At 63.3% G+C, this 19,003-nt stretch carries 13 protein-coding genes; 5 read left to right on the top strand and 8 right to left on the bottom strand.

Going from position 1 to position 19,003, the window contains the following annotated elements; translation table 11 throughout:
- Nucleotides 1-42 precede the first annotated feature (42 nt).
- Both hutI and CXR25_RS01740 read right to left on the bottom strand, forming a co-directional pair.
- A complete protein-coding gene (gene hutI / locus CXR25_RS01745; protein ID WP_101584179.1) occupies nucleotides 43-1,323 on the bottom strand; it encodes an imidazolonepropionase in 1,281 nt (426 codons plus the stop codon).
- Nucleotides 1,324-1,490: 167 nt separating this feature from the next.
- Nucleotides 1,491-2,807, bottom strand: coding sequence for a class I adenylate-forming enzyme family protein (locus tag CXR25_RS01740; protein ID WP_081448570.1), 1,317 nt, complete (start codon nucleotides 2,805-2,807; stop codon nucleotides 1,491-1,493).
- Between the two features lie 146 nt (nucleotides 2,808-2,953).
- Between CXR25_RS01740 and CXR25_RS01735 the strand changes: the two genes are divergently transcribed.
- On the top strand, nucleotides 2,954-4,261 hold the full coding sequence (locus CXR25_RS01735) for a PucR family transcriptional regulator (RefSeq protein WP_009883522.1): 1,308 nt from the start codon (nucleotides 2,954-2,956) through the stop codon (nucleotides 4,259-4,261).
- Between the two features lie 168 nt (nucleotides 4,262-4,429).
- On the opposite strand, the gene hutU is transcribed toward CXR25_RS01735, so the two are convergent.
- The gene (hutU, locus tag CXR25_RS01730; protein WP_069599301.1) at nucleotides 4,430-6,151 is read right to left on the bottom strand and encodes a urocanate hydratase; all 1,722 of its coding nucleotides are present in this window, start codon (nucleotides 6,149-6,151) and stop codon (nucleotides 4,430-4,432) included.
- A gap of 455 nt (nucleotides 6,152-6,606) precedes the next feature.
- On the opposite strand from hutU, the gene CXR25_RS01725 reads away from it, so the two are divergent.
- From CXR25_RS01725 to CXR25_RS01710, 4 genes are all read left to right on the top strand, one after another.
- Entirely contained in the window at nucleotides 6,607-7,749 is a 1,143-nt protein-coding gene (locus CXR25_RS01725) for a CaiB/BaiF CoA transferase family protein (protein WP_101584181.1), read from the top strand.
- A gap of 4 nt (nucleotides 7,750-7,753) precedes the next feature.
- Nucleotides 7,754-8,893 carry an acyl-CoA dehydrogenase family protein gene (locus tag CXR25_RS01720; RefSeq protein ID WP_101598356.1) on the top strand — a complete coding sequence of 380 codons (1,140 nt, stop codon included), beginning with the start codon at nucleotides 7,754-7,756 and terminating at the stop codon, nucleotides 8,891-8,893.
- A gap of 200 nt (nucleotides 8,894-9,093) precedes the next feature.
- Nucleotides 9,094-10,536, top strand: a complete 1,443-nt coding sequence (locus CXR25_RS01715; protein ID WP_125240332.1) for a purine-cytosine permease family protein — start codon at nucleotides 9,094-9,096, stop codon at nucleotides 10,534-10,536.
- 320 nt (nucleotides 10,537-10,856) lie between these two features.
- On the top strand, nucleotides 10,857-12,323 hold the full coding sequence (locus CXR25_RS01710) for a lipase family protein (protein ID WP_164513922.1): 1,467 nt from the start codon (nucleotides 10,857-10,859) through the stop codon (nucleotides 12,321-12,323).
- A 145-nt stretch (nucleotides 12,324-12,468) separates the two neighbouring features.
- On the opposite strand, the gene CXR25_RS01705 is transcribed toward CXR25_RS01710, so the two are convergent.
- From CXR25_RS01705 to CXR25_RS01685, 5 genes are all read right to left on the bottom strand, one after another.
- Nucleotides 12,469-13,209: a DUF1345 domain-containing protein gene (locus tag CXR25_RS01705; RefSeq protein ID WP_226823967.1), complete on the bottom strand. Its 741-nt coding sequence runs from the start codon at nucleotides 13,207-13,209 to the stop codon at nucleotides 12,469-12,471.
- Between the two features lie 62 nt (nucleotides 13,210-13,271).
- On the bottom strand, nucleotides 13,272-14,615 hold the full coding sequence (locus tag CXR25_RS01700) for an amidase (RefSeq protein ID WP_164513921.1): 1,344 nt from the start codon (nucleotides 14,613-14,615) through the stop codon (nucleotides 13,272-13,274).
- Between the two features lie 66 nt (nucleotides 14,616-14,681).
- Nucleotides 14,682-16,199: an amidase gene (locus CXR25_RS01695; protein WP_125240331.1), complete on the bottom strand. Its 1,518-nt coding sequence runs from the start codon at nucleotides 16,197-16,199 to the stop codon at nucleotides 14,682-14,684.
- Complete coding sequence (locus CXR25_RS01690) at nucleotides 16,196-17,536, bottom strand: M20 family metallo-hydrolase (RefSeq protein WP_069599294.1); 1,341 nt, start codon at nucleotides 17,534-17,536, stop codon at nucleotides 16,196-16,198. The genes CXR25_RS01695 and CXR25_RS01690 overlap by 4 nt, the downstream gene beginning before the upstream one ends.
- Before the next feature lie 67 nt (nucleotides 17,537-17,603).
- The gene (locus CXR25_RS01685) at nucleotides 17,604-18,923 is read right to left on the bottom strand and encodes an MFS transporter (RefSeq protein ID WP_069599293.1); all 1,320 of its coding nucleotides are present in this window, start codon (nucleotides 18,921-18,923) and stop codon (nucleotides 17,604-17,606) included.
- Nucleotides 18,924-19,003: the final 80 nt, after the last annotated feature.

Here is a 19,003-nt window from a genome sequence, read left to right as displayed (position 1 = left end):
TTCGGTTAAGCGGTAAGTGCGTACGTTCGTTAACTGTGTAGTTCAGCTTCGTGGTCGGTTGTCGGCGACGAGTTCGCCGCCGCGGTAGACGCGTTCGACCAGTTGGACGCCGGGCCGGTATGCCAGGTGGCGATAGCTGGGTGCGTCCAGGATGGCCAGATCGGCCCGGGCTCCGGCGCCGAGGTGGCCGACGTCGGTGCGCTGCAAGGCGTTGGCGCCGCCGGCGGTCGCAGCCCAGACGGCCTGTTCGACGGTGAAGTGCATGTCGCGCACACCGATGGCGATGGCAAATGGGACGCTGTTGGAGAATCCCGATCCCGGGTTGCAGTCCGTGGCGATCGCCAGGCGCACCCCGGCCTCGACGTAGCGGCGGGCGTCGGGGTAGGGCTGGCGGGTGGAGAATTCAATGCTCGGCAGCAGCGTGACGACGGTGCCAGCTGTGGCGAGTGCCGCGAGGTCGGAGTCGGAGGCGAAGGTTGCGTGGTCAACCGAGACGCAGCCGAGTTCCGCGCCGAGCTTGAGCGCTCCTCCCTCGGTGAGCTGGTTGGCGTGCAGTCGCGGCTTCATGCCCGCGGCCAGGCCGGCTTCGATGATCCGTCGAGTCTGGTCCTCGGTGAAGGCGCCCTTCTCACAGAACACGTCGATCCACTTCGCCTGGCCGGTCGCGGCCGGGATGATCTCGTCGATGACGAGGTCGACGTAGGCCTCCGGGTTCTCCTTGTGCTCGGGCGGGACCACGTGGGCAGCAATGAGAGTGGATTCCTCGGTATGCCGATTGATGATCTGCAGTGCGCGCAGCTCGTCCTTGACAGTGAGTCCGTAGCCGGACTTGATCTCAAAGCTCGTCGTGCCCTGCCTGGTTGCCTGATCCATAAGATGGACGAGGTTGGCCTCGAGTTCCTCATCGCTGGCCGCGCGGGTGGCGGCGACGGTGGTCGCGATGCCGCCGGCCGAATACTTCTGCCCCGCCATCCGTGCAGCGAATTCCTCGGACCGGTCGCCTGCGAAGATGAGGTGGTTGTGGCTGTCGACGAAGCCCGGGATGACGGCCTTGCCACCGAGGTCGATCGTGTCGACCTCGACGCCGGCACTCGCCGAGGTCAGCGTTCCGTTTTCGATGTCATCGTCGTTGACCACCTCGGCGGGGGTGGGATTCTGATCGCAGAGGTGATCCTGAAGTGCGGTGTCCACCTGAGCGGACGGTCCCGACCACAGGATCCGGCCGTCGTCGACGAGCACTGCAGCGTCTTCGATGACATTGAGTGCGCCGAGCGTGTTGAGGTCGTTGACGACGAGTTCGCTGATCCCGGTGATGATCTGCAAGGGAGAGGTCCTTCACGGTCGAGAGTGATTGCTCTCCCCAGTATGGACCGCCGGGGCGCGCGGCTGAACCGCCATCGTCGAAATTCGTCCGACATTTCGGACAGATCGTGACGGCCGACTCACGCCACTGGCGGCCGGCTCGTCGGCCGTTGTCTCCCCGGTTTCGGTCACCTGCAGTTGATCGTGCCTGTGGCGCAGTCGACGAGGGTCAGGAATCCGTCGTCGTCGAGGAATCCGAGGTCACCGGTGTGCAGCCAGCCATCCTTGAGTGTCTCGGCTGTCACGCCGGGACGGCCGAGGAAGCCGTACATAACGGTCTGCGCGGAGATGACCACCTCGCCGGCCTCTCCTGCCGGCAGGATCCTGCCGGCAGGATCCTGAATGGCCACGGTGATTCCCGGCAGTGCTGTCCCTGCGGTTCCGAGGCGGCGGGTGCCGTCGTTGCGGTTGAGGGTCGCCGCCGCCGAGAATTCCGAGGGACCGTACCCTTCAAGGACGGTCACGCCGAACTTCGATTCGAAACGGGTGGTCGCATCGACCGACATCGGTGCAGCTCCGCTGAGAACGAACCGCAGGGAGGAGGTGTCGACAGTGCGTCTCTTCGTGGCTTCAAGGGCCGAGTAGATCGCCGGCACAGCCGAGAAGTAGGTCGGACGCACCTCCTCGACGACGTCCCAGAAAGTTCTCGGATCGAACTCCGGCAGCACATGGACGCTGCCGCCGAACATGAGTGGTGAGAGTGTACCCGCGAGGAGCCCGCGGCTGCTGAAGAGAGGCATCACCAACAGGCTGCGTGCGTCGTCACCGAAGTCGACCCCGTTGAGAATCGACCACACCATGGCCGAGACGTTGGCGTGGCTGAGCAGGCAGCCCTTCGGCAGACCTGACGTACCCGAGGTGTAGACGATGAGTGATCCGTCGCTGCCCCGAACATTGAGGTCACGGATCGGCTCGGCACCGCCCAGTTCGGCATCGCCCTGTTCGACACCGCTCTGTTCGGCACTGCCGCGGAAGCATTCGTCGGCGGCGGAGAGGAAACCGAGGCCACGGACGTCGGCAACGGCCTCGGCGCGGGAGTCGCCGATGACCAGCACGACACCGGAATCATCAAGTTGGAAGCCCACCTCGTCGTTGGTCAGAGCAGGGTTGATCGGGGTCAGCACCGCACCGAGGGACCAGGTGGCGAACATCGTCGTGATGAACTCGGGGCCGTTGCCCAGCAGCACACCGACCACGGCCCCGAGACCGATCCTGAACTGAGTCCTCATGGCATGCGCGGTCGCCGCCACGGCGGATGCGAATCCGGTGTTGTCGAGTCTGCCGCCGGGCCAGCTCAGGCACGGTCCGTATGGGTCGGAGCCAGCCCGGTTGGCAGGGAGCCCGACCAGATCGGCCACGGGGAAGGCTGAGGTCACTCCCGCCTCGGCGACCCATGCTGGCGTATAGCTCCTGGTCGGGGCGGAAGTGGTAGTCGAAGTCTGCATAGATCAAGCGTATCCAGGCATCGTGGTCAGCACACTGGACCCGCACGTCAAAGCATTTCCCATCATTCGTCCAAAGGTACAAAACAACTTCAGGTACTTTCGACGAAGCCCTCACCACGGATGACAGTTCGCGCTAGTCTTCTCCTATGGTCGCCTCTCCTTCGCGGACGCCCGGCGACGGGCCCGGTCCCACACATGTCACTCCCGAGGTGATGGCGCAGCTCTCCCGGATCTCCGCTGAACTGAGTCCGCGCGTCCCAGAGCTGACCCGGAGCGTCTACGAGTATCTGGCGACGCGGATCGCCGAACTCGGTGAGGAGCCCACGCTCCTTGATCTTCTCAGCGCGAGCATCGCAGGCAATATCGAGACCATCTTCCATGCGCTCCAGCATGGGATCGCTCCGGACAACCTCGAACCGCCTGTTGCCGCCTACGAATACGCCAGACGGCTGGCACAGCGCGGGATCTCAGTGAATGCCTTGGTCAGGGCCTACCGCCTGGGTCAGCAACGGCTGTTGCAGAGCGCCTACGACTTCATCACCGCCAATGACGAGCTCCCGGTCGATCTGGCTCCGGCAGTGTTCCAGCGGCTGGTCGATGAGGTGTCAGAATACATCGACTGGATGTCACAGAAGGTCGCCCTCCTCTACGAACAGGAACGCGAAGCGTGGTTGGCGAACCGCACCACTGCGCGGGAATCCCAGGTCAGAGACATCATCAAAGGCGGGGACGTCGACGCCGCTGCGGCCGCGGCAACACTGGGCTACAGCCTCACCGCCCGACATGTGGCGGTCGTCGCCTGGACACACCATTCGGCACCGGAGACCGTTGATGACCTGGGCAGATTCACCTCCGCCATCAACGCCGCAGGCGCAGCAATGGGTTCCCCACGCTCGAGGCTGATCATCAGTCGCGACCAGGACACCGCCTGGGGATGGATCACGGTGCCCGAGAGCTGGGAGTACGAGGAGTCCCTCGGCGATCGGCTGGATGCCACCGACGCTGTGCACTTGGCGTTCGGTTCCGCTCACACCGGTGCTGAAGGATTCCGGCTCTCTCACCAAGAAGCTATGCGAGTCCAGAACGTCTGCGTGGCCGGACGGTCACCGGCGGCACTGCGCTCCCACGACGACCCCGGAATGGCTCTCGTCTCACTGATGTCCACTGATGTCGAGGCGGCGCAGGACTGGGTGCGCTCCGTGCTCGGCCCGTTGGCGGAGAACTCCGAGGCCAATGCCCGCCACCGCTCGACGTTGCTGACATTTTTGCGTCACGACCTCAGCTACACAGCGACGGCGACCGCGATGACGATGCACAAGAACTCGATCCGGTACCGGGTGGAGATCGCAGTATCGCTCCTCGGCACGGACCTGGGATCGAATCGGCTCAGCATCGAGGCGGCCCTCTATGCCCACAGCTATATCTTTGTGCCGGGAGAACAGATCCCAGGTTGAGCGCCTCACTTCTCGCGGAGGTCGTCCACCACGAGAAAGGGGATCGACCGAAGTTTCAGAGCCCCTCTTTGAAGCTGGGCTGTGAAACGTCGATCGACCCCCTTCGCAGGCGAGTCTGACCACAAGCAAGTCAGACTTCACGCGAGTCAGACCTCAGGCGACTCCGAATTACTGCGCAGCAGACTCCTCGTCGCGCTTGTCGAGCTCCGGGATCATCGGAACGCGCATGCCGCGCTCTTCGGCGACCTCGGAGGCACGGTCGTAGCCGGCGTCGACGTGGCGGATGACGCCCATGCCCGGGTCGTTGGTGAGCAGGCGGGCGAGCTTCTTCGCAGCCAGCTCGGTGCCATCGGCCACGGAGACCTGACCGGCGTGGATGGAGCGGCCGATGCCGACGCCGCCACCGTGGTGGATGGACACCCAGGTCGCACCCGATGAAGTGTTGACCATGGCGTTGAGCAGCGGCCAGTCGGCCACGGCGTCGGTGCCGTCGAGCATCGATTCGGTCTCACGGTAGGGGCTGGCGACCGAACCGGAGTCGAGGTGGTCGCGGCCGATGACGATCGGGGCCGAGATCTTGCCCTCGGCGACGAGCTGGTTGAACAACAGTCCGGCCTGCTGGCGCTCCTTGTAGCCGAGCCAGCAGATGCGGGCCGGGAGACCCTCGAACTCGACGTACTCGTTGGCGGCATCGAGCCAGTTGTGAAGGTGCTCGTTCTCGGGGAAGAGTTCCTTGAGCGCCTTGTCGGTGACCTCGATGTCCTTGGGATCACCGGAGAGTGCGACCCAGCGGAAGGGTCCGAGGCCTTCGCAGAACAGCGGGCGGATGTAGGCCGGGACGAAGCCGGGGAATTCGAAGGCACGTTCGTAGCCGGCCTTGCGCGCTTCGTCGCGGATCGAGTTGCCGTAGTCGAAGACCTCGGCACCGCGGTCCTGGAATTCGACCATGGCCTGCACGTGCTTGGCCATGGACTCCTCGGCGCGGATGGTGAACTTCTCCGCATCCTGCTCCGCTTCCTCGTGCCAGTCGTCGACGCTGACGCCGATGGGCAGGTAGGACAACGGGTCGTGGGCCGAGGTCTGGTCGGTGACGATGTCGACCTCGGCAGCCTCCGGGCGGTCGAGGATCATCGGCAGGACCTCTGCAGCATTGCCGACGAGCCCCACGGACAGTGCCTGCTTGTTCTTCTTGGCCTCGATGACCTTGGCCAGTGCCGTATCGATATCGGTCTCAACCTCGTCGAGGTAGCGCTTGGACTTGCGACGGTCGAGGCGGGTCTTGTCGACGTCGATGATGAGGCAGGCGCCGCCGTTGAGCGTCACCGACAAAGGCTGTGCGCCACCCATGCCGCCACAGCCGCCCGTGATAGTCAGCGTGCCGGCCAGGGTTCCGTTGTAGCGCTTGCGGGCAATGGCACCAAAGGTCTCGTAAGTGCCCTGAAGGATGCCCTGGGTGGCGATATAGATCCAGGATCCGGCGGTCATCTGGCCATACATCATCAGGCCCTCGGACTCGAGCTTGCGGAAATGCTCCCAGTTGGCCCAGTCGCCGACGAGATTGGAGTTGGCGATGAGCACCCGCGGGGCCCATTCGTGGGTGCGCATGACACCGACGGGCTTGCCCGACTGGATGAGGAGGGTCTCGTCGTCCTCGAGATCGTCGAGGGTGCGTACGATCGCGTCGTAGGCCTCCCATGAACGAGCCGCGCGACCGGTGCCGCCGTAGACGACAAGGTCTTCGGGACGTTCGGCGACCTCGGGGTCGAGGTTGTTCATGAGCATGCGCTTGGGCGCTTCAGTCTGCCAGCTCTTGGCGGTGATCTCGGTGCCCCGGTCGGCGCGGATCACGCGAGAAGGGTCGTGCTGGGTGAAAGTCGGCTTGGTGGTCATGTGACTCTCCTTCGTCGTACGGTCATAGGGTCTGTCCTGCCTACACACTCCAATTCTGACGATTCCCCACAGAAGTGGAAGTGGTACGGATCAAGTTATGTCCGACATATCGGACATCATTCATGCCACATACTTCTTAGTCGAGACGAAATCGATTCTGTAAGTAGAGATGTAAAAGGCGAGGGCTAACCATCAACAGCCCTGACAGGGATCTCACCGACCAAGCGCTCATCGATCTCTCCACCACTGCGGTCAACCTGGGCGATTCGTCATCGCAGCACTGTCCTCACCCTTGGTCACCCGGTTCTCGCTCGGCACCCCGGGGGCCTACATTCTGGCTCTGGGCGGAAGTCGCCGTCTGAGTTGAGTGGGCTGACGCATCCCGTCTGAGATACCGGACGAATGTTGTTCACCACTCATTGTCTTCCACGCCTCCCACCTCGAGGATTATCCTCATGAACGCAACGAAACAACTACTCGACGGGGTCAGGGTCGCAGACTTCTCGCGCGTGCTGGCCGGCCCTTATGCCACCGCCATGCTCGCCGATCAGGGCGCCGAGGTCTTCAAGATTGAAATGCCGGGCCACGGTGATGACTCCCGTCACCTGGGTCCTTTCACCGACACGGGATCGACGTACTTCACATCCCTCAACCGGGGCAAACGCTCCATCGAGGCCGATCTCAAGGATCCCGAGCAGCATGCGCAGCTGCTTGACTTCATCCGCACCTGCGATGTGGTCGTCGAGAACTTCCGGCCGGGAGTGGCAGCCAAACTGGGCCTGTCCTTTGAGGACATCAAAGAAGTCAAACCCGACATCGTCTACGCCTCTATCTCCGGCTTCGGACAGACCGGAACACAGGCGAAACGGCCCGCCTACGACACTGTCATCCAAGCCCTGAGCGGACTCATGTCGTCCACCGGCTTCCCCGAGGGATCCCCCACCCGGGTGGGGGAATCCATCGCCGATGTCTCCGCCGGAGTCTTCGCCGCCTTCGGTGTCTCGAGCGCACTCTTCCACCGCCAGACCACCGGGGAGGGTGCCCACATCGACATCCCGATGCTCGACGTCATGCTTGCCATGCAGCCGACGAACACGGCCATCCATGCCGCCGGGTCGACACCGAATCGCGTGGGCAACCGGCACCCGATCTCGGCGCCATTCGACACCTATGCTGCCGCCGACGGTCTCGTCGTCATCGCCGTCGCCAACGACAAACTCTTCGGCGTCCTCACAGCCACGCTCGGCAAACCTGAGCTCCTCATCGACCCGCGTTTCGCCACCGATTCCGACCGTTCGGACAACGATGAGGCCCTGCGCGCCGAGATCGAGGAGTTCACCACCGGCTACACGGTGGACGAGCTGTGCGCGATCTTCGACGCGGCGGGAGTTCCCAACTCCCCCGTCCTCAACTTCACTGAGGCGGTCGACGGTCCGATCACCGACGGTCGAGGTCTCACCGCTACGGACGAGCGGACCGGGCATACCTTCCTGGCCCATCCGATCCTCGTCAACGGCGCCAGGCCCGCGTCTGCACTTCCCGTACCCCACCTCGGCGAGCACAATGCCGCATTCACGACAGAATCTACGAAGGAGTAGGACCATGGCTTTCGACATCAGCACCGACGAGCAGGATCTCGTCGACGCGGTCGCCCAGATCAGCAGGGACGTCCTGGTCCCGCAGGCAGCGGTCGCGGACGCAAACGAGCGCGTCTCAGATGAGACCCTGAAGACCCTCGCCGAGGTGGGGGTGCTCGGTCTCAACCTGCCCGAGGAATTCGGTGGGCCCGGAGTGGGATCCGTGGCGATGAGTCAGATGGTCGCCGCCGTCACCGAGGCGTGCGCCTCGACCGCGTCGATCATCACCGCTCAGTTCCTCGCCACCGATTCGATCCTCCTCGGCGGCACCGATGCCCAACGGGAGGAGTGGCTTCCCCGCGCCGCCGCCGGTGAGGTCATCGGCTCGTTCGGGCTGACCGAACCGGGTGCAGGATCCAATCCTGCTGAGATGTCGACGAACGCGACGAAGGTCGAGGGCGGCTGGCACCTCAAGGGCACGAAGTGCTTCATCACCAATGCCGGATTTGCCGACTTCATCGTTGTCTACGCGAAGACCGACGTCGAGGCCGGGCACAAGGGGATCAGTGCCTTCATCGTGGATACGAAGGCGGCTGGTGACGGGCTGAATTTCAATCCTCCGGAGAAGACGATGGGCCTGCGCGGCAGCCCGGTCTACGAATTCGTCATCGACACCATTGTGCCCACCGACGCTCTCCTCGGCGTCGAGGGTGAAGGCTTCACCACGGCCATGCGCGTCCTCGACCGTGGGCGCATCGAAGTCGCGGCGATGAGCTTGGGCATCGGCAAGGCCGCACTCGACGCGGCCGTGGCCTGGGCCGGCGAGCGCAGGATCAACGGCAAGCCCCTCAACCGCCTGCAGGGCATCGCCTTCAAGCTCGCGGACATGTACACGAAGTACCGCTCGGCCTGGCTGCTGACCATGGATGCCGCGGAGCAGAGGGACGCCGAGGTGGACTTCACCCGGTCCTCGGCGACGGCAAAGCTCGCCGCTTCCGAGGCGGCTGCGTTCATCGCCGATGAGGCCCTGCAGATCCATGGCGGGTACGGCTTCACACGGGACTTCCCGCTCGAACGTTATGTCCGCGACGCGAGAATCTACCGCATCTATGAGGGTTCCTCGGAGATCCAGCGCACGATCATCGCCAGATCGCTGTCGAACTGAATCAGTCGAAACAGAACCGAAACCTGCATCGGAATACGATCAGTTCGGGGTTCAAGGGTGATCGATTCGCCCGTGAACCCCACTATTCATTCCACGACCGCGATGATCCGATATGTCGGACAGTTTGTGTGACTCAGGTCTCGTATCGCTCTGATTTCGGGTGTTGACTGGGTCTGATTCATCATTCTAAGGAGAAACCCATGGCGAGCTCATCCAATTCGGGGATCGAGAAACGATCCATCGAAATGGTGCCTGACAATGAACGTCACGGCACCGCACGTTCCCAGTTCACGCTGTGGTTCGGCGCCAATACCCAGATCACCGCCATCGTCGACGGAGCACTCGCCGTCGTCTTCGGTGCCGATGCGCTGTGGGCCATCATCGGCCTGCTCATCGGCAACATCATCGGCGGAATCGTCATGGCCCTCCACTCCGCGCAGGGCCCACAACTGGGTCTGCCGCAGATGATCTCCTCCAGAGCTCAGTTCGGCATCATCGGGGCAATCATTCCGCTGGTGCTCGTCGTGCTCATGTACATCGGCTTCGCCTCGACCGGTGCAGTACTCTCCGGCCAGGCCGTCAACCTCATCATCGGCGTCGATACGCCGGCAGTGGGCATCGTCATCTTCGGCGCGCTGACCGCTGCGGTCGCCCTGCTGGGCTACAAGTACATCCACGTGCTCGGCCGGATCTCCTCAGTCACGGGCCTGCTCGGGTTCCTCTTCATCACCTACTGCGCGTTCACCAAGGTCGACGTTCCCGGACTGATCTCCAACTCGTCCTTCGCGTTTCCAGCATTCCTGTCAGCGATCGCGCTGTCTGTGGGCTGGCAGCTGACCTACGGCCCTTACGTCGCCGACTACTCGCGCTACCTGCCGCGCTCGACCCCGGCGTCGAAGACCTTCTGGTTCACCTTCGGCGGCTCGGTCATCGGGTCACAGTGGTCCATGACTTTGGGCGCCCTCATCGGCGCTGCCGCAATGACCGAGACCGGAAACTCATTCGTCGAGAACCAGGTCGGCTTCGTCGGTGACATCGTCGGCGGAGGCGTCTACGCGCTCCTCATCTTCATCGTCATCCTGCTGGGCAAGCTCACCGTCAACACGCTCAACGCCTACGGTGCGTTCATGTGCACGCTGACGATCCTCACCTCTTTCGGGGAGAAGACGAACATCCGTCGCTGGACGCGTGCGGTCTTCGTCATCGGCATCGTCACCCTGACCGTGCTTGTGGCGCTGTTGGCGTCGGAGGACTTCCTCGCGAACTTCAAGAACTTCGTCCTCGCCCTGCTCATGGTCTTCACTCCATGGAGCATCATCAACCTCACCGACTTCTACCTGATATCAAAGGACCGCTTCGACATCCCCGCCTTCTACGACCTCAAGGGTCGCTACGGCAAGTGGAACTGGCGAGCCTTGGTGGCCTATGGAGTCGGTGTCGTTGTGCAGATTCCGTTCCTCGCCCAGTCCTTCTACACCGGACCCATGGTCGAGAAGCTCGGCGGCGCAGATATCTCGTGGATCGTCGGCATCGTGGTGACATTCCTCCTCTACTTCTTCATGCTCCGCAACCGCAGCGTTGCCCCTTCGGAGACCATCTACCCGGATGTGGAGGCACTGGACGCCCAGCGCAGCCGAGGCTAAAGCTGGAGTCACCGCAGCAGCGGGAACATCGCGAGTGCATGCGGAAAATGCACATTTCAAGTCAGGCTGAGTAGGTTGCAACCTACTCAGCCTGACTTGAAATGTCTGCCGACAGGTATCACCCGGCGACTGGCCCACCTGCACATTCGCGCTTCTCGATTGACCGATAAGAAATGTTACTGATAAGTTCTACCCTCGAGTAGGATTGTGATGCCTGTCACCATACAGGCCTTGCATCAGAGACGATCGGAAGGACGGGCACACTTGTCCCGTCGGTCGGCGACACCACAACTGTTCGCGCATTCTCAATGCCGAGACACATGACAGAACAGGACCAGACACATATGGGCACGTCCCGTCATAGAACGCTTCCACACGCACGACGCTTCGCAATGCTGAGCGCTGCCACCATCACCGGGCTGACACTCGCACTTGGCACAGTGTCGGCACCCGCCCAGGCACAATCTTTGGTCCCGCAGAGCGAAGACGAAGCCAAGAGCATGATCGAGGACAGGCAGGCCGAAGACTCGGACTCCCTGAACAGAAGCAATGTCCCAGAGAGCGTCAGCGTCGAGGATGCGAAGGCAGCCGTCGACAAGTCGGATGAGATCTCCACTGCTGATGTCGAGTACGCAGCAGCGCTCGAAGACCTTCCCGACTCCGGCGTCCCCGAGGACTTCTACCAGACGCCGGACCAGTTGCCGGAGGAGAACGGCGGCGTGGTCAAGCAGACGCCGTCGAAGTTCTACGTCGATCCCATCAAGCTCATTGAGCACAATGCGAAGTCCACGACGTATATGTACAAGACCACCGACGAAAAGGGCACAGCACGAGCGGCCACTGCCACGCTGCTGACCCCGGAAGGTGCGGAGGGCGACGCGAAAGACGCTGTCGTCATCTCACCTGGCACGCAGGGCATCGCCGATAAATGCGCTCCCAGCCGGCAGATGGCAATGGGCACCGAATACGAGGGCATCTCCGTGACCTCTGCGTTGGCGGCGAAGCGTCCGGTTCTCGTCGTCGACTATGTCGGGCTCGGCACCGAAGGCGCACACAGCTACCTCAACCGCGTGGAGGAAGGTCGATCCGTCCTCGATGCGGCCAAGGCAGTTCAGAACGTCGAAGGCAGCACCATCAATGAAGACACGAAGCTTCAGCTGCGCGGCTACTCGCAGGGCGGACATGCCACGACCGCGGCATTGGAACTCGCGGATGACTGGGCGCCAGACCTCAGCCTCGCCTCCGCCTCGGCGGGTGCCGTTCCGACGGACCTCTACAAGACGGTCTCCGGCCTCTCCAGCATGCAGACAGGACTCCTGCTCTACGGAGTCTCCTCGTTCGCCGATCAGGCAGATGTCGACCTGACTGAATTCCTCAATCAGGAAGGCCTGGACAGAGTCGAAAGCGCCTCCAACCAGTGCACGATCGAAGCAGTCCTGTCGAACGCCTTCCTCGACACGAGCACTCTGACGAAGGACGGAAGTTCATTCCAGGACCTCGTCCAAGAGAAGTTCATGGATGTTGCCGATAAGCAGCGGTTGGGAGATGCCGAGATCCCAGACATCCCGGTCCTCGTCAACCACAGCCGCCTCGATGACGTCGTGCCCTTCGAACTGGGCAAAGAACTGGCCTCGAAATGGTGCGACGCCGGCCACAAGGTTGCGTTCGAGGGCAATCTCGGCCCGACGCACATCGGCGGCTACATCGCCTCGCTGCCTCGCGTCGAGTTGTTTACGAATCGCACCTTCGACGGCAAGGCACCCGTTGACAGCTGCTGGAGATTGTGAGGACAGCACAATGAGCTGACCCTCAAGACCAACACCATGAAGTGCGGTGCCGCCTGTTCACTAAGCAGGCGGCACCGCACTTTTCGTTGTGCGCTGCACTTGTCGGTAGGCACCGCTTCGCCTGACCGCGCCGGTCAGACACTCCTCAGATCTTGAGGTAGGACAGGAACATCGACACCAGCGTCGCCACGACGACCGAGTTGAAGACGAAGGCGACAATGACATTGCTGCGCACCATCTTCCATCCCTCGCGGGTGATTGCTCGCCCTGGCAGAGCTGCCGTCATCGTCGAGGACAGCACCGCGAACGTCAGATAGTCACCGAATGCCCGCTCTTCCGGCATGTCGAACTCGAGTTGCCTGGCGCCGAGGCTTCCCCCTCCGCCGAGGTCGAGTCGCATGAACTCCAGAGCAAACGAGTACACCATGACCGACCACGAAGCGACCACGTTCGCCAGCCCGAGAATCACGGATAGGACGATGCTCCCGTCCGAGCCCATGGTGACGAGGTAGATGTTGAGCACGATCGCGACGTACGCAGCCAAAGTCGCCCATGACACGGCCCCGCCGTTGCTGAAGTATCGCGACCACCAGCGCCGCTTGCGAGCCAGCGCCCAGCGCGAGTGCACTATGAGCTCGGTTTCGTCGAGCTCGTGCAGCCCGGCGTGAGTCCACAGCAGATAGATCAGCGCGAAGATCGGCCATGCGAAGAGGAAAATCGCGATGAGCTTTTCAACGACATCCCCCAGCTGCCCTGCCTCCGCGCCGAGCGGGTTGAAGTCGAGGCCCAGGACGAGCACGAGGCCGACGACCAGGGCTGGCACCATCGCCACGTTCGCCCGCATATCGTCGGTGATCGTGATCATCTGGCTGTGCGTGGGCCTCATGACGGGGCGGCTCCGCTTCGTTCGTGGCTGCTGAATTTGTCTTCAGCGTAGCCGAGACCCGATCAGAGCCTAGAGACGAATTCGAGCAGCTTCTCATCACTGCGCGGTGGGCCGACGATCTGCACCGACTCGGGTTTCGCCTGCTTGGCCGACCCAGGTGAGTTGGCCCCAGCTGCCATGCGGCTCTGGGCCTCCCCCACGGTTGCTCCGATCGGCAACGTCACTGCCGGCCACCCGAGAACGTTGAAAGGCAAGGAGTAGCGCATGAATTTCGCGGCAGACTCCGGTCCGAGCTCATCCCACGCAGCCACTTCACCGTCCATGGCAGGCGTGATGATGAAGTCAACGTCGTCGAAGAACGATTCGGCGGTAGCCCGAAGTTCTTCCAAGGAAGCCACATTGGACTGATACTCGGCCTCGGTGATGTTCTGGCCCGATAGGATCTTCGCCCAGACGCCTGGCTGGTATTGCTCGCCCTGGTCATCCAGGAACTGCTTGTGCAGAACATAGGCTTCATAGCGGCGCACAATGTCATAGAAGTCGATCCCCCGCTCAATGAGCTCCGTCAGATAATCGACGTTCGCCGAGGTGGTCGTTGCCTTCCCCGATCCACTGAGATGTTCGCTCGCCCACGCTCGTACCCCCGCGGCCGATTCGTCTGCCGCGTTGAGTAGGCTCAGGTCGATCCTCGGCGTCTCTGCAGGTGAGGAGACTGCAGGACTTGCATCCGCCCCATTCCCAGAGATCACCCTGAAGGCTGCGGTGAGCAGCGGCAGGTCTCGTGCGAACAGGCCCACCGTGTCGAAGGACGGCGACAGTGGGAAGACCCCTTCGGCCGAGACTGTGCCGAAGGTCGGTTTGAACCCGATGACGCCCTGACAGGCGGCGGGCACTCTCACGGAACCTGCGGTGTCAGTTCCCAGCGCCAACGGCACCACTCCGGCAGCAACGAGAGCTGCCGACCCCGAGCTTGACCCACCGGTGCACAGCGCGGGGTCAACCGGGTTGATGACTCGCCCGAAAGCACTCTCATCACCGAGGATGCCGTAGGAGTACTCCTGACAGTTCGTCTTCACCACCGGCAGCGCACCGGCGCGCTCCAAGAGACTCACCACCGGAGCCGATGCACTCGGGTCGGGTCCACTGCTGACGTTCGACCCCATCGTCGTGGGGAATCCAGCCACATCGATGACGTCCTTGACCGCGAAGGGAATGCCCTCGAGAGCTCGTGCTTCTCCACCGGCAGCGGCACGCTCCGCTGACTTCTTCTCAAGGGTGCGTGCGCGATCGCCCATCACCGAGGTGACGGCATTGAGGTCTCGACCGATTCCTTCGACTGCAGCCAGTGTCTGTTCGAGGCTCTGCATTGAACCCTGCTCCCCTTGCGCTCCGTTGGTTTCGCCCACGCTCCTCATCGTGCCAGAAGGCTGAGCGACGTGTCAGACGACATGCTGCTCAGCCGTGGCAAGCAATCACCCCGGTGCGATCCCCGTCCACGGCACCAGCTGCTCGACTGCAGCGGCGACGTCGAAGGCCGTGCGGTCGTCGAAGGGATGGGCGATGACCTGTAGGCCCGTCGGGATTCCGCAGTCGGCCATGCCGGAGGGCACGTTGACGATCGGCACCCGGTTGCAGATGTTGAAGGGCATCGTCATGTGCGACTGCCAATAGTGCTCGAGCCGCACTCCCCCGCCGTCGCCGCCAGCGCCATTACCAGCACCGACTTCTTCCCGGCCCACACCGTTCGAGTCGATCGTGATCCCGTCGAGGTAGCTGGCATCGGCTTCGAGTCCTGCCACCGCCGAGGTGGGGGCCAGGAGGACATCGAATCTCTCCATTGCGGTCGCAAGTTCCGCCTGGATCTGCGCCTCAGCGGCCAGCCCTTCGTAGAACGTATGACGGCTGGCGACCGCCTCGGCGTCGGCCATGATCTGGAGCGTGTAGTCGGCCAGCGTGTCCTCGTGCCCGCGCGTCGCGGCCCGCATCGCGGGGGCGAGGATATTGCCGAAGTGCGTGAACGCGGTTTCGAAGATCCGCTCCGCCGTCCACGGCAGTTCGACCTCTTCGACAATTGCCCCCGCAGCCTCGAGCGCCGAGGCGACCGCCCGGGTATTGGCGATGATGTCCTCACCGACGGGGAAGTCACCCAGGCGCAGGCAGAGAGCGATCCGCTTCCCCTTCAACCCTTCGACCACCTCGGCGGAGGTGGCATCGAAGCCGTCGAGGAAACCGGGTGAGGTGATGGTGGCGTGGTCGCTGGGATCGACGCCGACCATCACCCGGGCAAGCAGAGCGGTGTCGGCGACGGTGCGCGCCATCGGTCCGTCCCCGCGGTACCAGTCGGCGGCCAAGGGCTGGACGCCGGGAATCCGACCATAGGGTGCCTTGAATCCGACGGTGCCGGTGAACGCGGCGGGCAGCCGGGTCGATCCGGCGATGTCCGAGGCTGTGGCCAGGGGCGCGAAGCCCGCCGCCAGCGCCGCGCCCGAGCCGCCCGAGGACCCGCCGGGTGAGAGTTCAGGGTTCCACGGATTGCGGGTCACGCCCCACATCGGGGAATGGGTGACCGTCGCGCAGCTGAGTTCCGGCGAGGTCGCTCGGGCATGGACGAACCCTCCGGCTGCGCGGATGCGGGCGATGATCGCCCCGTCTGCTCCGGCCACGGTGTCGCGTTCGTGGATGAGCCCCTGGCTCAGCGTCCGCCCGGCGATCGCGTGCTTCTCCTTGGCGATCACGGGCAGGCCGAGCAATGGCCGGGCGGCGGCCGCCTCGGTGAGCTCATCATTCGATGCGTGTGCGTAGAAGCCTTCGGCCTCCCTCGCCGAGGTGACCGCCTCCTCCACGACCTCCGTGACCGCATTGATGCGCTCGTCCTCGGACGTGATCCTTCCGATCTGGGAGGTGAGGTATTCGACCGGGGAGAGTTCCGTCGACCGAAACTTCGTCAGTGCCTCGCTCGCGGACAGTGCCCAGGGTTCGCTGTTGGTCATGCGCGTGCCTCGGCGACGGATTTCCCGACCCACACTTCACCCTCGCGGTCCTCACTGAGTTCACCGTTGACCAACTCCGTGGCGACGTTGGTGAGGACGCCGAGGCCGCGGATCATGTCCTCGTCCGTAGTGAACTCGCGTTCGCAGTGGGAGACGCCGTCGACGCTGGGCACGAACATCATCACGGCGGGCACCCTGTGGTTCATGGCCACAGAGTCGTGGCCGGCCATGGTCTCGAGGCGACGGATCGACAGCCCCTCATTGGCCACGGCCTTCTCAGCCAGCTCGACACCGGTCTCCGGGAAATAGAGCTTGCCGCGGACGTCGAAGTCCTCAACCTTAATCGTGATGTCATGCTCCAGGGCGATGCTCGCGATCTGCTGGTGCAGGGTATCCCGGGCGGCCTTGACGATGTCCGGATCGGAGGACCGGAGGTCGGCGACCATGTGCACGCGGCGGGGGACGACGATGGGTGAGTTGGGTTCGACGACGTGCTGGCCGACCGAGGACACGAGTGCTTCGTCGGCGAACTCGTTGACCACGTCGGCGACGGCGAGGACGATCTTTGCGCCTGCGACGAGGGCGTCGTGGCGATCGGCCATGGCGGTGGCGCCGGTGTGGGACTGTTCGCCGAGGACGTCGATGTCGAGCTTCTGCGTGTACCAGCTGGATTCGACGACGCCGATGTTCGTGGCCTCACGCTCGAGTATGCGGCCCTGTTCGATGTGGATCTCCGCGTAAGAGATCGCCTCGGGTGGGGCGTCGGTGCCGTTGTAGCCGATTGCGGCGAGCGCCTCGGCGACTGACGTGCCTTCGAGGTCTTGGACGGCGAGCATCTCGTCGAGGTCGAAGAGTCCGGCGTAGACGGAGCTGCCCATGATGGACGGGGCGAAGCGTCCGCCTTCCTCGTTGAACCAGTTGACCACGGCGATATTGAATCGGGGCTTCTGCCCGGATTCGGCGACGTTCTCTTTGACCCGCAGGGCTGCGAAGAGGGCTGCGATGACTCCGTAGGCACCGTCGAAGCGACCGCCCAGAGGCTGGGAGTCCAGGTGTGAACCGATGAGGACGTAGGGGGCGTCGGGGACGAGTTCGAGGCAGGCGAACATGTTGCCGATCGCATCCACGCGAACCTCGAAGCCGTTGCCTTCGGCCCAGCCGCGCATCCAGTCACGGCTCTGCTTGTCCTCGAGAGTCAGTGCCTGCCGGTCGACGCCGTCGTTGTCGGTGGCGCCGAATGTGGCGACGTGGTGGAAGTAGGTGAGGAAGGCAGCGTCGCTGGACGCTGCCGCAGACGATGAGGCTGCGGTCGAAGTTCCGGGGGATGCTGTGGTCATGGTGCGTCTCTTTCTCTTGCGAGTCTGGTGCTGAAGTGGGATTCGGATCGCCGAGGTGGCCCGGCGGTCACCCCAGCCGGCCCCGGGTCTCGGGGAGGCGGGTGACGAAGATGAGGACGAGGACGATCACCGCGCAGATGGTCATGTAGAACCCTGGTGCGGTGTTGACGCCGGTGATGTCGACGAGCCAGGTGCCGACGAACGGAGCGGTTCCGCCGAGGATGGCGTAGGAGATGTTGTAGCTGATCGCTGCCGAGGTGAAACGGGTCTTCGTGGAGAAGCGCTCACAGAAGAAGGTGTAGCAGCCTCCGCCGTAGCAGCACAGGGAGATGACGAAGATCGTCTGTCCGAGGAACGCCAGGCCCATGTTGCCGCTGGTGACCAGGCCGAATGCGGGGATCGATGTGATGGCCAGGAGGATGGAGCCGGCGATGAGCATGGGTTTGCGTCCGACTCTGTCGCCGATGGCTCCGGCGATGGGAAGGAAGATCGTGTAACTGGCCATGGCGATGGCATTCGTCAGCAGTGATTGTTCGCGGGTGAGGTCGCCGGTGGTCTGGATGTAGGTGACGAAGTAGGCCGAGAGCATGTAGAAGCCCAGGGCGGTGAGTCCGAGGACGAAGAAGACCTGAAGCATGCCCACCGAGTTCTCGCGGAAGGAGTCGCGGATCGGGCTGAACTCCTTGGGGCGTTCGGCCGCGGTCTTCTTGAACAGATCGGACTCGTCGGTGCGCGAGCGGATCCAGAGACCGACGGCCGAGAGCGGCAGAGCCAAGAGGAAGGGAATGCGCCAGCCCCAGGAGTCGAAGGACGCGTCGCTCATCACAGTCGAGAGCAGCAGGATGAGGCCGCCGGCGAAGACAGAGGGCAGTGCGGTGGCGGCGAGGGTGATGTTGATCCACAGTCCGCGCTTGCCCACCGGTGCGTGTTCGTAGACGAAGGAGGGTCCGCCGACCGATTCGCCGCCGGCGGAGAAGCCCTGGCCCAGTCGGGCGAGGATGAGCAGGATGGGCGCGAACCAGCCGATCTGGTCGAAGCCGGGCAGGATGCCGATGAGAGCGGTGCAGATGCCGACGAGGAAGATCGTGACCGTCAGCGTCTTGCGCCTGCCGACCTTGTCACCGAGGGCACCGAAGAACAGCCCGCCCAGGGGGCGCATGACGAAGGCGACGCCGAAGGTGGCGAAGATGACGAGCAGTCCGGTGACTTTGTCGCCGTCGGGGAAGAAGTATTCGGAGAGGATGACGGCCGAGAGGCCGTAGAGCGTGAAGTCGTAGAACTCGACGAACTGGCCGATGCTGCCGCCGACGAGCACCTTCTTCTGCATACTCGTTGACTTGCCGGTCGGTTCCCGTGACGTCGTCGCCACCGGTTGTGTTGCGGCCATGAGTTCTCCCTCGCCGTATCCGTAAGTGTGGGAACAATTGTTACCTGGACCACGCCATCAGTCCAACAGATACTTTCTAA

Source organism: Brevibacterium aurantiacum, from assembly GCF_003932995.1.
GTDB lineage: Bacteria > Actinomycetota > Actinomycetes > Actinomycetales > Brevibacteriaceae > Brevibacterium > Brevibacterium aurantiacum.
The sequence above is the reverse complement of the archived record's forward strand: the minus strand, read 5'-3'. Positions and strand labels throughout refer to the sequence as shown.